10 protein-coding genes are annotated in these 14441 nt (G+C 39.5%); 4 read left to right on the top strand and 6 right to left on the bottom strand.

Annotated elements, in window-relative coordinates; all coding sequences use genetic code 11:
- Nucleotides 1–92: 92 nt before the first annotated feature.
- A complete protein-coding gene (locus tag ACZ1GV_RS11590; protein ID WP_472674301.1) occupies nt 93–719 on the bottom strand; it encodes a c-type cytochrome in 627 nt (208 codons plus the stop codon).
- A gap of 189 nt (nt 720–908) precedes the next feature.
- Between ACZ1GV_RS11590 and yihA the strand changes: the two genes are divergently transcribed.
- Nucleotides 909–1604 carry a ribosome biogenesis GTP-binding protein YihA/YsxC gene (gene yihA / locus ACZ1GV_RS11585; RefSeq protein ID WP_472675896.1) on the top strand — a complete coding sequence of 232 codons (696 nt, stop codon included), beginning with the start codon at nt 909–911 and terminating at the stop codon, nt 1602–1604.
- Between the two features lie 513 nt (nt 1605–2117).
- Here the strand turns inward: yihA and polA are convergent.
- Nucleotides 2118–4940: a DNA polymerase I gene (polA, locus tag ACZ1GV_RS11580; RefSeq protein ID WP_472674300.1), complete on the bottom strand. Its 2823-nt coding sequence runs from the start codon at nt 4938–4940 to the stop codon at nt 2118–2120.
- 596 nt (nt 4941–5536) lie between these two features.
- Between polA and ACZ1GV_RS11575 the strand changes: the two genes are divergently transcribed.
- The gene (locus ACZ1GV_RS11575; RefSeq protein ID WP_472674299.1) at nt 5537–5932 is read left to right on the top strand and encodes a c-type cytochrome; all 396 of its coding nucleotides are present in this window, start codon (nt 5537–5539) and stop codon (nt 5930–5932) included.
- Between the two features lie 78 nt (nt 5933–6010).
- Here the strand turns inward: ACZ1GV_RS11575 and rep are convergent, their stop codons facing one another.
- Nucleotides 6011–8023, bottom strand: coding sequence for a DNA helicase Rep (gene rep, locus ACZ1GV_RS11570; protein ID WP_472674298.1), 2013 nt, complete (start codon nt 8021–8023; stop codon nt 6011–6013).
- A gap of 167 nt (nt 8024–8190) precedes the next feature.
- On the opposite strand from rep, the gene traF reads away from it, so the two are divergent.
- Complete coding sequence (gene traF / locus ACZ1GV_RS11565) at nt 8191–9744, top strand: conjugal transfer protein TraF (protein WP_472674297.1); 1554 nt, start codon at nt 8191–8193, stop codon at nt 9742–9744.
- A 131-nt stretch (nt 9745–9875) separates the two neighbouring features.
- On the top strand, nt 9876–10142 hold the full coding sequence (gene ubiK / locus ACZ1GV_RS11560) for a ubiquinone biosynthesis accessory factor UbiK (protein ID WP_472674296.1): 267 nt from the start codon (nt 9876–9878) through the stop codon (nt 10140–10142).
- 51 nt (nt 10143–10193) lie between these two features.
- On the opposite strand, the gene ACZ1GV_RS11555 is transcribed toward ubiK, so the two are convergent.
- The 3 genes from ACZ1GV_RS11555 to trmH all read right to left on the bottom strand — a co-directional run bounded on the left by ACZ1GV_RS11555 (nt 10194) and on the right by trmH (nt 14395).
- Nucleotides 10194–11423, bottom strand: coding sequence for a diguanylate cyclase (locus tag ACZ1GV_RS11555; protein ID WP_472674295.1), 1230 nt, complete (start codon nt 11421–11423; stop codon nt 10194–10196).
- 86 nt (nt 11424–11509) lie between these two features.
- A complete protein-coding gene (recG, locus tag ACZ1GV_RS11550; RefSeq protein ID WP_472674294.1) occupies nt 11510–13603 on the bottom strand; it encodes an ATP-dependent DNA helicase RecG in 2094 nt (697 codons plus the stop codon).
- Between the two features lie 9 nt (nt 13604–13612).
- Nucleotides 13613–14395: a tRNA (guanosine(18)-2'-O)-methyltransferase TrmH gene (gene trmH, locus ACZ1GV_RS11545; protein WP_472674293.1), complete on the bottom strand. Its 783-nt coding sequence runs from the start codon at nt 14393–14395 to the stop codon at nt 13613–13615.
- Nucleotides 14396–14441: the final 46 nt, after the last annotated feature.

Genomic DNA, 14441 nt, shown 5'->3' with positions numbered 1-14441 from the left:
GACCGTAGATATTCGAAAAAGTACTTGCCTAACAAAAATATTAGATACAAAAAAAGCACCCGTAGGTGCTTTTTGGCATTCAAATATAAGGCCTAGTGTAAGCCAGAAACATATTTAGATATTGCTTCGATATCTTTATCGGTAAGCTTCATGGCGATATCACGCATCATACCATTCATGTCATTAGCTCGTTCACCAGAACGGAATAGTTCTAGTTGCGACTTAATATACTCAGGGTTCTGGAATGAAATTTTAGGGAAACCGGCTAAGCTGTGGCCTACGCCTCTAGGGCCATGACATGCTTGGCATGAAGGAATTCCACGTTCCATATCACCACCACGGTATAAGGCTTGACCTGCTGGAATTACGTCTTCTGGTGTTGAACCTGCTGTCATCGTTTGCGAAGCAAAATAAGCCGATAAGTCTTTCATATCTTGATCAGATAGTGGCATTACCATACCACCCATTACAGCATTCATACGGCCGTCTTTGCCGCCTGTTTCCATAGCAAGTTTAAACTCTTTTAATTGCTTATAGATGTAGCCTTCATGCTGACCTGCAATTTTTGGGTACATGCCAATAGTGCTGTTTCCATCAGGGCCATGACAAGCAGCACAGGTTGCTGATTTAGTTTTACCTGCTTCAACATCGCCGCCTGTAGCTTGAGCTGAACCGATGAGTCCGAATAGCATAGTAAGTGATAATGCAATATTTCTCATATTAGTATCTCTATTATTTAAGTTATTCTAAATCCTTTGGCTATGAAGCAGTTCACGCAAAGAGTATAATTAGCCATATTCTACACCAAATGCCACAATGTGAAAGATTCTTCGACGTTATATTTGATACAAGTTGTTGAATTTCTAACGTTCAGTTTCACAGCGAGAGGATTATCCGTGTCAAAATCGATTATTAATTATAGAAAAGCTTCATTTTTTACGTCTGCTCCAGACATTCGTCGCCTTCCACCAGATACTGGTTATGAAGTTGCGTTTGCTGGAAGATCCAATGCAGGTAAATCTAGTTCGTTAAATACATTAACGCAACAAACAGGTTTAGCAAGAACGAGTAAAACTCCAGGTCGTACTCAGCTTATTAACGTATTTAATCTTGAAGAAGAAGATCGCCGCCTAATAGATTTGCCAGGTTACGGCTTTGCTAAAGTACCTTTGCAAATGAAGTTGAAATGGCAAAAGTCATTAAACGAATATTTAGAGAAACGCGAGTGTCTTAAAGGCTTAGTCGTTCTTATGGACATTCGTCATCCGATGAAAGATCTCGACCAAAATCTAATTTATTGGGCCGTAGAAGTGAATCTACCGGTATTAGTGCTATTAACTAAAGCTGATAAATTTAAATCAGGTAGACAAAAAGCTGAGTTATTAAAAATACGTGAAGCCGCATTGGCGTTCCAAGGTGATGTCACTGTTGAGCTATTTTCTTCACTTAAAAAGCAAGGCATTGTGCAATTATCTAGAATGTTAGATAAGTGGCTTAACGCAGCCGAGCTTGTTGAGCCTAATCCTGAATTTGATGTTAAGGCAGAGGTTAACGAGCAACTGGAAAATGTCGAAGACAAAAGTAACGAGAAGCCTTCTGAGTAACTAACAGAAAGAATATAGAAATTGAGAAAGAGCGGAAACGCTCTTTTTTTGTAACTAATTTACAGGAAGTTGGTGTTTATTATTAAATTACAGGCAAAAAAAAACCGACGCTCAAAGAGCACCGGTCATAGCGAAAGGGGAGAGGCTATTAAATGTCAAATATCAACAGGGTCAACTCATTCGAGAGACATAACTATAATAACCAATCAGAAACGAAAGTAAAGTATATACTCTAATTTTTTTTAAAGTTTTTTAGTTATATATAATAAGGCCTTGCGAGATTCTTGTTGTTTATTTGAACAAATGTTTTTACAAACAATCAGTTAGTTTGTGTGATGGGTGCAGTTTTGAGTTTAAAAAATGAGGTAAATTTAAGATAATTTAATTGTAATGCCATTCACCAATTAAGTTGTTCGGTAAAGTTACATTTCTGTAATTGGATTTCACATTAGGTGCCGAATAGTTCTGGAGCTATTTGCGCTTCCATCGTATTCGGCGTGAAATTATATTTGCTTAGTGAGCTTCATCCCAGTTGTCACCCTGCCCAGCTTCTGCTGTTAAAGGTACATCTAGTTTCGCGGCTTGTTCCATTTGCTCGATTAGCATTGGTACCAGCTCATCAACTTTTTCGGTAGTAATTTCAAATACCAATTCATCGTGAACTTGCATCACCATTTTCACATCATCCTGTGCATTATCAATAATCCATTGATCGACAGTTAGCATGGCTCTTTTGATAATATCTGCAGCGGTTCCTTGCATAGGTGCATTTATCGCAGCACGTTCAGCTGCTTTTTTACGCATATTATTTCTTGCGTTGATATCAGGTAAATAAAGTCGACGACCAAATACCGTTTCAACATAACCATTTGCCAATGCGTTTTGTCGTGTTGTTTCCATGTAAGTTAATACACCCGGAAAACGTTCAAAATATTTATTGATATAGTCTTGTGCTTGGCCTCGTGCAATATCTAGCTGGTTAGCTAAGCCAAATGCCGACATGCCATAAATTAACCCGAAGTTTACCGCTTTTGCTGCACGACGTTGTTCTGTTGTTACTTCATCAAATGGTGTCGCAAAAACCTCAGATGCTGTTGTTTTATGAATATCCAAGTTATTTGCAAAGGCATCAAGTAAGGCTTTATCACCACTTAAATGCGCCATAATTCTTAATTCGATTTGTGAATAATCGATTGCGACAACTTTTTTTCCTTGAGGCGCAATAAATGCTTTTCGAATTCGTCGACCATTCTCGTTTCTAATTGGAATATTTTGCAGATTAGGATCGGTAGAGCTTAACCTTCCCGTAGCAGCAATTGCTTGATGATAAGAAGTATGTAAACGACCAGTAGCAGACTTAACCATGGTCGGTAACTTATCGGTGTAAGTAGATTTAAGCTTACTCAAACCTCGATATTCGATAATTAACTTTGGTAATTCGTATTTATGGGCAAGCTCTTGTAATACATCTTCAGCTGTAGAAGGTGCTCCTTTGGGCGTTTTTTTGATTACCGGCAACTCAAGTTTATTAAATAAAATTTCTTGTAGTTGTTTTGGTGAGCCCAAATTAAAAACTTCTCCAGCCACATCATGTGCTTGTTGTTCAAGTGTTTGAAGTTTACCTTCAAACTCACTGCTTAATTCATGCAATACATCTGAGTTTATCAACACGCCGTTTTGCTCTACTTTTGAGAGAATTGGCATTAACGGTAATTCTATATCACTAAATACAGCATTTAATTTAGGCTCATGGCGCAGTTTTTCTGAAAAATACTTATACAGTCGTAAAGTAACGTCAGCATCTTCAGCCGCATAAGGTGCTGCTTGATCTAATGGTATCTTGTTAAAGGTGATTTGTTTTGCACCTTTTCCTGCGATATCTTCAAACGAAATACAGTTATGTCCTAAATACTTAAGCGCTAAACTGTCCATATCATGGCGGGTAGACGTGCTATTAAATACATATGATTGCAACATGGTATCGCCGACGATGCCCGCAATGATTAACGAGTATTTAGCCAAAACATTAATATCGTATTTTAAGTTTTGTCCCACTTTGCTTATGGTTTTGTCTTCTAATAACTGCTTTAAACTAGGTTTAATATCTTCAATCGATATTTGCTGAGGCGCATCGTCGTAATCATGAGCTAATGGGATGTAAGCCGCTTTAATTTTTCCCTTATATTCATAAGCAACAGAAAAACCAACCAACTCAGCTTCCATATAATCTAAAGAAGTCGTTTCAGTATCAAAGGCGATTAAACCGGCCTCGTTAATTTCTTTTAGACAAGCTTGCCAATCTTCAATAGTAAGTAAGGTTTGATATTGACTACGATCAAGCGTTATAGCCTGTACCGCAGGTTCATCGTTGGTACTGGAGCTTGTATCGTCAGCCTTGCTAGAAGGTTTACCTTTTGTTGGTGCTGTTGCTTGAGACTCTTGTCCCGATAAGATTTCTTTTAACCAGCGTTTGAACTCACACTCTTTAAATAACTCAGCAAGTTCGTCTTTATTTGGTTGCTCTAAATGCATTAATTCATCGGTAATACCGTGTTCAACGTCTAGTTTAATAGTAGCGAGTTCATATGAAAGTAATAGCTGCTCTTTATGCTCTTCTAATTTTTTAGCCATGGTTTTGGAACCACGGAAACCAAGCTCTGCAACCTTATCTAAATTCTCGTAGATAGACTGAATACTGCCAAGGCCTTGAATTAAAGCAACAGCCGTTTTTTCACCAACACCAGGTACGCCAGGAATGTTATCTACTTTGTCGCCCATTAAAGCTAAGTAATCAATGATTAGCTCTGGTGGAATGCCAAATTTATCAACGACACCATCCGGATCCATAACGGTATTTGTCATGGTATTAATTAACGTGACGTGAGGATTAACCAACTGCGCCATATCTTTATCGCCGGTGCTGATTAATACGTCGTTACCTTTTTTAGATTGCTCATCGGCAATAGTGCCAATCACATCATCGGCCTCAACGCCTTCAATAGCGATTAAAGGTAAGCCCATCGCTTTAATGATTTTGTGTAAAGGTTCTATTTGATAACGCAAGTCATCCGGCATTGGCGGCCGATTTGCTTTGTACTCGCTGTACATTTCGTTTCTAAACGTTGGCCCTTTGGCATCAAAGATCACAATCATACGTTCAGGGGAATATTGTTTCACAAGACTTTTCAGCATGTTCACCACGCCGTATATAGCACCAGTAGCTTCACCTTTAGAATTGGTAAGGTGTGGAGGTGAATGATAAGCACGAAATAAATAGGAGGAGCCGTCAACTAAAACCAGTGGCTTATAAGCTGATGATAAGTCTTGTTTTGTCATGTGGATTGTTTCCGAGTCGCGTTGGATAAATTGGTGAATAAGAATGCCATAAAGATTGCAAAGTCGCCATATATATGAGGTGTGCAGAAAGTCAGCAAGTGTTAATAAATATCACTTCCTGTGGATAACTTAGTTGATAAGTACAATAAACCTTGGCAATCAGTCGGTTAATCCTTAGCTGGCCAATAGGAACATTATCTTGAAAAACTACTCAGAGTTCCGCTTTTATTATTGTTGTTCTACAGCGAATACCAGTGAAAATTTGGAGGCATTCAGAAAGCTCAAAATCGATTAATTTCGAGCGGATTGATAATTTACACTCGAATATTAAATTGATCCAGTTTTTTAACGAAAAAAACTGATCTTTTTTTAGGATCTTATTTCAGTGCTTACTAAACGCCCGTTTTTAAAGGTTTGTAAAGAAATAGCGTGGATCATTTGTGGTACAAATAATAAGATCAATGCTATATTTTATTTGAGAAAAATAATTTCTACCTAAAATTTATCAGTAATAACTAAGGTTATATATTGCAAGGGTTTATCCAATAGGTAGAATGTACAAAGTATAAAATTCTATCCCATAAGGTGAATTCAAAATGATCAAAATGCTTTTGACCATAGTGACAGTGTTTGCAGTTATGACAGCAAATGCATCAACTGATAAAAAAACTGAAATTGAAAAACGCATTAAGCCTGTCGGCCAAGTTTATATTGCCGGTGCTGAGCCAGTCGCAGCGGTTGCAACTGGACCTCGTTCAGGTGATCAAGTTTATCAAAGTGCATGTGCCGCATGTCACGGAGCGGGCATCATGGGTGCACCTAAAATGGGTGATGCAGGTGCTTGGTCTCCTCGTGTTGCGCAGGGCATGGACGTATTAGCAAATCACGCTATTAACGGCTTTAACGCTATGCCAGCAAAAGGCGGTTGTGTTGCTTGTTCTGATGATGAAATCAAAGCTGCGATCGTCTATATGGTTGATGGTTCTAAATAGGTAGCGATTGCTAGTTATAAGCTAACGTTAACGAATCAAAACAAAAAAGCTCCTTCGATAGGAGCTTTTTTTATAGCGCTACTTTTTAAGTAGTGACCTTAAATTGGCGATATTTGCTTTGTTCTTTTCTTTACGTTCGGCTTCAGGGATAGCTTGCCCTAACTTCTCCCAACGAAGATCCTTTTGATCAAGCTCTTCTAAAAACCTTGATGGTTCTGTCGTAATAGTTTCACCATATTGACGTCGTTCTTTTGCATAGGTTAAGAATAGGCGTTGTTGCGCACGAGTAACACCTACGTAGGCAAGTCTGCGTTCTTCTTCGACATTATCTTCATCAATGCTTGATTGGTGAGGTAGCAAACCTTCTTCCATACCAACCATAAATACATAGGGATACTCCAAGCCTTTTGAAGCATGCATGGTCATTAGCTGTACTTGGTTATTTGCTTCTTCTTCTTCATTACGTTCCATCATGTCGCGTAATGTTAATTTACTAACCACTTCAGCAAGTGTTAATGGTTCATGCTCATCATCGCCATCTAACATTTGCGTAATCCAGCTATAAAGTTCACTTACGTTTTTCATACGCATTTCTGCGGCTTTAGGAGACGAGCTTGTTTCAAATAGCCAGTCTTCGTAGTGAATGCCTTTCATTAGATCTTTTACCGCTTCTTTTGGATCACTACGAACCACTTGATCGCTTAACTCTACAAACCAGCGAGTAAAATATTGAATCGCATTTTTTGCAGGTCCGTTGATCATACCCAAGAAGGCGTTATCAAATGCTGCTTCAAATAAACTGCAGTGTCGATCGTTTGATAATATGCCCAACTTTTCTAGCGTAGCTGGCCCTATTTGCCGTCTTGGCGTATTGATAATTCGTAAAAACGCATTGTCGTCATCTTGGTTAACTAACAAGCGTAAATAGGCCATGATGTCTTTTATTTCTGCACGGGAAAAGAAGCTGGTCCCGCCACTTATCTTGTATGGGATGCGGTTTGATGTTAATAACTTTTCAAAAATGCGGCTCTGGTGATTACCGCGATACAAGATAGCGTAATCGCCATAATTGGTTTTATTGGTGAAACGATGGCCGATGATTTCAGCGATAACACGCTCTGCTTCATTGTCTTCGTTTTTAGTTTGAATAACTCGAATCGGCTCGCCGTATTCCATATTTGTTTTGAGCTTTTTATCAAATACGTGCGGATTTTTATCAATTAAGACGTTAGCCGCGTGCAACACACAACCAACGGAACGATAGTTTTGTTCTAATTTAATTAAATTTAGATTAGGAAAGTCTTTGCTTAATAAAACTAAGTTTTGTGGCTTAGCGCCGCGCCAAGAATATATAGACTGGTCATCGTCACCAACAACAGTAAAGTGTGCACGCTTTCCTACCAACGATTTTACTAATTCGTACTGACTCGTATTGGTATCTTGATACTCATCAACCAATAAATACCGAATTTTGTCTTGCCAACGCGCTCGAACTTCGTCGTTTGTTTTGAATAATAAAGTGGGTATCAAAATAAGATCATCAAAATCTAACGCATTATAAGCTCTTAGTTGATTTTGATAGCGAGCGTAAAGTTCGGCATATAATGCAGACTCAGAATCAGTCGCTTCAGCGACGGCTTGCTTAGGTAAAATAAGATCGTTTTTCCAGCTCGAAATGCGGTTAATTAGCTGATAAATGCTTTCTTTGTCTTCTTGTAACTCTGGTTCGGTCAATTCTTTTAATAGCGAAAAGCAGTCTTGATCGTCAAACAAAGAAAAGTTTTTCTTAAATCCTAGTATTTTTATTTCTTTTTTTATGACATCCAAGCCAAGTGTATGGAAGGTTGAGATCCGTAAGCCTTTGATCTTACTTTTATCCATAGATGCGGCAATACGTTCACGCATTTCTTTAGCGGCTTTATTAGTGAAAGTTACCGCCGCTATATTTTTGGCGTTGTAGCCATGATTTTCTATAAGGTGAGTAATTTTATTAATAATTACTCGTGTTTTACCTGAACCTGCGCCGGCTAAAACGAGGCATGGGCCACTTACATAATTAACAGCAGATTCTTGTTCAGGGTTTAAACGCATTAAATTTGAGCACCTTATAAATTAGCGCGACATGATAACAAAATAGCAGCGAGTTTCGCATTAGAGAATGTACCCAAACGAATAATAATTTTTGCTTTTGAAGTGTTCATTTATTCGACTACAATGTATGGGCTTATTCGCTGTTATCTATGAAAAGAGGATTTATCATGAAAAAATCAGCAGTATCTTTGGCCATCACCCTTGGCTTATTTAGTACTTCAGCATTCGCTGTCGATAGTTTTGTTCAGTCAGCAAGAAACTTAGGTAGCGGTGGAGCTGGTCTTACTTATGCCCATTGGTCATCTGCTGCAAATTATAATCCAGCCTTATTAGGCACAGCCGCAGGTACTGACAACGACTTTTTCTTTGTTTTGAATGCAACGGGACGTGTTGCAGATACAAAAGATGACGGCGATAGCATAGATTTATTTGAAAGTTTAGAGGAAGAAGTATCTAACTTTGAAGACCTCGATAACTTAGACCTACTTGAAGGCGACGTACAAAGTCTTCAAAACACTATAGATACAGCCAATCGAATAGTATCTAACTTTGAAGACCTAGATGGTGCTGGCCTGCAGAGCACACTAGGCTTTAACGCGGGTTTTGGTATGGCGTTTGAACGTGTTGCTATTTCATTTAACGCGATGGTTAAGTTTGATGTTGGCGGTACGGGTGACATCTCACAGAGCGATATCGATTTATTACGACGTTACACAGGGCTTGGCCAAACTTTGTTAACGAATGTTCGTCCGTTATATGATACAGCTTTAGCTTATGAGTCAGAGTTTGAAGCGCTACAAGCTGAATTAGAAGCCTTACAAAATAGCGGTACTGCAACGCAAGATGAAATAAATAGAGCACAAGAACTTGCCGATGAAGCTGAAGTGCTTTTCACGCAAGCTGAACAATTAGCTGAAGCACGTAAGCTAGAGCAAACTACCCTACAGAATGACTACGGCGACATTTTTGATCAAAACAGTCAAAGCATAGTATTTAATGAAGATGAGCTTGACTCCACTGCGCGCTTTGCAGCGATTGGCTGGGCAGAAGGTGGCGTAACACTGGCGTCGAACTGGAAGTTAGAGTCGGAAAAAACGTTAAGCGTTGGTGCGACGGTAAAAGCGGTGCGCTTAGAGTTTTTTGATTATCAATCAGCGTCCTCTGACTTTGACGAAGACGATATCGATGGTGACGATTACCGCAGCACAAAAGACTTTGTTACGGCTGACTTAGGCGCTATTTTGGCTATGGATAACATGGACAAATGGCGCATTGGCGTAACGGTTAAGAATATTATTGGCGAAGAGATTGAGTCTCGCCAAGAAACATTAAAACCAGGACAAGAGTCATTAATCTACAAAGTTGAACCACAAATTCGTGTCGGAACTAGTTATAACGCAGGTTGGATTCGTCTAGCCGCTGATATTGACTTAACTGAATCTAAAGGACCTGAGTTTGCTAATGGCGATCAGTTCTTTAGAGGCAGTCAGTATGCTAGTTTTGGTGCGGTGTTAAATGCATACGACTTTTTAGAGTTGCGAGCGGGTTATCGCCATAACTTAGCGGATAAGGTTGGTAACTCAACTTCTGACGAAAGCGATGGCTTAATTACAGTCGGTGCAGGTTTGTACTTAGCTGGTATACAGTTTGATTTAGGTTTACAAGCGTCACCTGAGTTAGATGATGTAGGTGGTGGCTTGCAAGCAATGATCACTTGGTAAGACTCAACCGTAAGATTAAGTTAAGAGATTGACCTAGGCTTACAGTATTTCAATAATTAAAGGTCAGCAATGCTGGCCTTTTTTATTGCAACAATTACAATGAGCACAGCAAAAATGATTAAGGTACTAAAATGATAGATGCAAAAAAGATTGAGCAATTTGCCGCTCAAGTTGCCGATGCACTGCCTGCTGGTGTTAAAACGATGGCAGATAATGTTGAAGATAAAGTTAAAACGGTATTGCAGAATAAGCTGTCACAACTTGATGTCGTTAGTCGAGAAGAGTTTGACGTACAAACTCAAGTTTTAGCTAGAACGCGTGCCAAATTAGAAGCGTTAGAAAAGGAAGTTGCTGAGATTAAAGGATCACTTGCAAGCGATTCATCTGATAAAGCGTAACACTTACTTGCTAAATATAGGCGCTAATAGGCCCGCAAATAAAGGGTGGTATTAATCGAATACCACTTTATTTTTTCCAGTTTCCTTAGCTTTATACAAAAGTTGGTCAGCGTGAATTAATAAGGCGTCTAATCTCTCACGCTTATCTTTGCAAACGCCAATACTGACAGTGCAATTTATTGTTCGCTCACCAACATCAATATTTGTATTAGCAAGCTCCGCTCTAAAGCGCTCTAATTTTTCTGCAGCATCCATTAAGTCAATTTCATTTAAAAAGACACTGAATTCTTCGCCCCCTAACCGTGCAACAATGTATTCGTTGCTAAAGTGTTGTTTTAAAAGCTCAGAGATCGTTTTTAATACAATGTCACCAGCATCATGACCATAAGTGTCATTAATAACTTTGAAATTATCGATGTCCATCATAGCGATGGTCGCAGAGTTTTGTGATTGGATTATTGGCTGAACGGTATCAAAGAAATAACGACGATTTGCTAACCCCGTTAAATAGTCGGTATTGGCTTGTTTTCTTATAATATCGATACTTTGCACGTATTCAATATTCTGTACGACTCGACAGTAAAATTCTTCTAAACAAAATGGCTTGCGTAAAAAGTCGTTAGCGCCATTTTTAATAAATTTTGCAGTAAGTGACTGTGACGCATTCCCCGATATGCCAATGATGCCCACTTCTTCTTTGGTAAAGTTTGCTCTTATTTCGTTGCATAACTCTATGCCGTCCATATTAGGCATTTCTTTGTCGGTAACAACCAGTTTAATATCTGGATTTTCCTTAAGTATAGCCAGTGCAGATAAGCCAGAATCAGCAAGCAAAACCGTAAAGTTATGGCGAGTTAACAATTGTTTTAGGTAGTTTCTAGTGCTGCCAGAGTCATCAACTACAAGTATTTTAATATGATGATTAGTTTGTAGTTTAATAAGTAGAGCGAGTAAATATTGAAACGCTTGTTTACTTTCTTTGGTGATGTAATCGATTACTGGTAGTTTAAGAATATGTTCACGTATTTTATCGTCGAGCATACCAGTCATAACAATGCCAGGCACATTTTTAGATAAAATATAATCGATAGCTTCACCGTTTTGAGCGTCTGGCAGACTGTAGTCGATTACAGCGCAAAAGAACTCATCAAACTCAGAGAAAAGCTGTTTTACTTCCGCAAAAGTTGTTGCTACTACGGGGTCTAATCCGGCCTTAATGGCAATGCTCTTATGCAATGCAATAATTGGCAGACTATCCTCAACAATTAGAATTTTACTCATGCACTCCGCTTCTAGTCATTTTAACAATAGAATCATTTCTATAATCTAGCTGTAAAGTATTGTTTATATGTTTAAAAATTGCAATGTTAAGCGTTGCCGTATAGCTGTTTCTCTCCTAACCAGCGACTAATTAAAATAGGTATATGCTCTGGTTGTGAAATAAGAAGATCATTTGCTACGACAATAGCTTGCTCACATAGTGTGGCATCTCTTTCTAAATCTGCAATTTTAAAATCAGCAATGCCGGTTTGACGAGTACCTAATATTTCACCTGCTCCGCGTATTTCTAAATCTTTTTCGGAGATAACGAAGCCGTCGTTGGAATCTCGTAAAACCGCTAAACGTTGTTGTGCAGTTTGTGACAAAGGGGCATGGTAAAGTAATACACAGTGAGATTGTAAAGCGCCACGGCCAACACGGCCGCGAAGTTGATGTAACTGAGCAAGTCCCAAGCGTTCGGGGTTTTCAATGATCATTAAGCTTGCGTTTGGCACGTCAACACCTACTTCAATGACCGTAGTAGCAACAAGTAAATTAAGCTCTCCATTTTTGAATGCTTGCATTACGTGTTGTTTTTCATCGGCTTTCATTCGACCATGAACAAGGCCAATCTTAAGCTCCGGTAACAGGCTCTGTAGTTCAATCGCTGCGTCTTCAGCAGCCTGACACTGCAAAGCTTCACTCTCTTCAACTAATGTACACACCCAATAAGCCTGTTGTCCCGTTGTAATACAAACATGTTTCACTCGTTCAATTACTTGGTCCCGTTTGGTGTCCGGGATCACAACAGTGGTAATTGGTGTTCGCCCTGGCGGTAACTCGTCGATAATAGAGCAATCTAAGTCTGCGTAGGCGGTCATTGCAAGCGTACGTGGGATTGGAGTTGCCGTCATGACAAGTTGATGCGGATATAAAATTGTGTCATCAAAATGAATAGCGCCTTTATTTCTAAGCGACAGTCGTTGATGTACGCCAAATCTATGTTGTTCATCAATAATAATGAGCGCCAGTTTTGCAAATTCAACTTGGTCCTGAAAAATAGCGTGAGTACCCACTATCATTTGAGCTTCAGCATTTCCAATCATTTCAAGAGCTTGACGTTTTTCAGCTACTTTAGCTTTACCGGCTAACCAGGCTACGTTAATGCCTAACGGTTCAAACCAGGCTCTAAAATTATTCGCATGTTGCTCAGCAAGAATCTCCGTTGGTGCCATTAATGCCACTTGATAACCTTGAGCGATAACCGTTAGCGCTGACAAAGCCGCAACAAGGGTTTTACCAGATCCAACATCCCCTTGAACTAGACGCATCATAGGTAATGGACGGTTTAAGTCTTTGGTAATATCTGCCACTACTCGTGATTGCGCACCTGTAGGAGAAAACGGCAACGAGTTAAGAAAAGTATCGACGTAGTCATTTTTAGTAGGAAAAGCAATGGCGGAAACTTGCTGAGAATCTTTCTTAATATTTAGCATACTCGCTTGGTATGCACACAACTCTTCAAATGCCAGTCGTTGCTGAGCAGGATGGATACCCAACTCTAGCAATGAAGTATCAGTATCGACGGGGGGACGATGACATATCTGTAAGGCTTTAACTAGCGAATACTGATTAGGTAATGACTCGAATGGTATAAGTTCATCGACTCGATATTTTTCAAGTCGCGAAAGGGCTTGTTCGGTAATAGTTCGTAAAGTCGCTTGTTTAACACCTTCCGTAGTTGGATATATTGGTGTTAACGACTCCTCCACTACAATGTCATGTGGACCGTTAATTTTTACATAATCTGGATGAAGTATTTCTGGGCCAAATTTACCGCCTCGGATTTCACCAAAACATTTTATCCAAGTTCCATCTTCTAATGCGTTTTTTTGTGCCGCCGAAAAGTTGAAAAACCTCAGTGTCATACCACCGGTGGCATCACCGATTTTCACAACGAGCATTCTCTTTCGACCAAACTGAATATTGCAAGACGTGACTTGGCCAACAACGGCAACGTGAGTGCCCACCACAGTGTGGGCGATAGGATAGACACGACTTCGGTCTTCATAACGTAACGGCAGATGAAACAAAGCATCCTCAATAGAGAAGATGCTTAGCTTTTTTAATTTTTCTGCGACTTTTGGGCCAACGCCTTTAAGCGTTGTAATTGGCACTGAAGAAAGAGAGGTTAGCGCCATAATAATCCATTAATTACATTTATCAGTTACAGAGCCCGGCTCAAACTCAAATGTTTGGTCGGTATGGGTAAAGTCGACTCGTCGAGATTTTTTATCGGCTGGCAAAAGATTATACTTATCTTTTAACTCAGTATACCAAGACTTAGGCGCATCAATTTGACCTTCCTCATCTAAAGGAGGATATGCGGTGCCAGTTCTTACACAAAGCTCGGCATAAATAGGGTGACCACCTTCAAATAGCATTTGGTGACGGATAGCATCGCTAATCACAGGTTTATCATACATACCAGCAACTAAGCGTTGGCGTTGCGCTTCATACATTATTAGCGCGCCTGCAACACTCACATTTAGCGACTCCACCATACCAAACATTGGCACAACGACATGATGGTCGGCTAGCTCTAGCGCTTCATCGGAAATACCATCACGTTCTTGGCCTAAAATTAATGCCGTTGGTTTTGTGTAGTCAATCTCTCTAAAGTCTTTCGCACGTTCAGATAAGTTAGTCGCTAAAACCTGCATGCCTTGTGCTTTAAACTGTTTTATAGCTGTTGCGGTGTCAGGTTGTTCGGTTACCTTTACCCACTTTTGACTACCTGACGCTCTACCACCTGATAACCATCGACTTTCTGTCGTATATATCGCATGTATGTTGTGAATCCCTATTGCATCTGCAGTACGAATGATAGCGGACAAGTTGTGCGTTTTATGCACTTGCTCCATACATACTGTCAGGTCTGGCTGGCGCTTATCAAGGATCTCACTGATACGTTTAAAACGTTCGGGTGTCATATTTAAAAACCTAGTTTTACTAAATGATTATATGAATAAAGTGCAA

The organism is Psychrosphaera sp. HA2-10 (assembly GCF_055693745.1).
The sequence above is the reverse complement of the archived record's forward strand: the minus strand, read 5'-3'. Positions and strand labels throughout refer to the sequence as shown.

Excerpts from the sequence above, each read along its gene's own strand:
- ACZ1GV_RS11575 (WP_472674299.1), top strand. The coding sequence starts at position 5,537 with ATGATCAAAATGCTTTTGACCATAGTGACAGTGTTTGCAGTTATGACA.
- polA (WP_472674300.1), bottom strand. The coding sequence starts at position 4,940 with ATGACAAAACAAGACTTATCATCAGCTTATAAGCCACTGGTTTTAGTT.
- ACZ1GV_RS11555 (WP_472674295.1), bottom strand. The coding sequence starts at position 11,423 with ATGAGTAAAATTCTAATTGTTGAGGATAGTCTGCCAATTATTGCATTG.
- recG (WP_472674294.1), bottom strand. The coding sequence starts at position 13,603 with ATGGCGCTAACCTCTCTTTCTTCAGTGCCAATTACAACGCTTAAAGGC.
- traF (WP_472674297.1), top strand. The coding sequence starts at position 8,191 with ATGAAAAAATCAGCAGTATCTTTGGCCATCACCCTTGGCTTATTTAGT.
- ubiK (WP_472674296.1), top strand. The coding sequence starts at position 9,876 with ATGATAGATGCAAAAAAGATTGAGCAATTTGCCGCTCAAGTTGCCGAT.
- trmH (WP_472674293.1), bottom strand. The coding sequence starts at position 14,395 with ATGACACCCGAACGTTTTAAACGTATCAGTGAGATCCTTGATAAGCGC.
- rep (WP_472674298.1), bottom strand. The coding sequence starts at position 8,023 with ATGCGTTTAAACCCTGAACAAGAATCTGCTGTTAATTATGTAAGTGGC.
- ACZ1GV_RS11590 (WP_472674301.1), bottom strand. The coding sequence starts at position 719 with ATGAGAAATATTGCATTATCACTTACTATGCTATTCGGACTCATCGGT.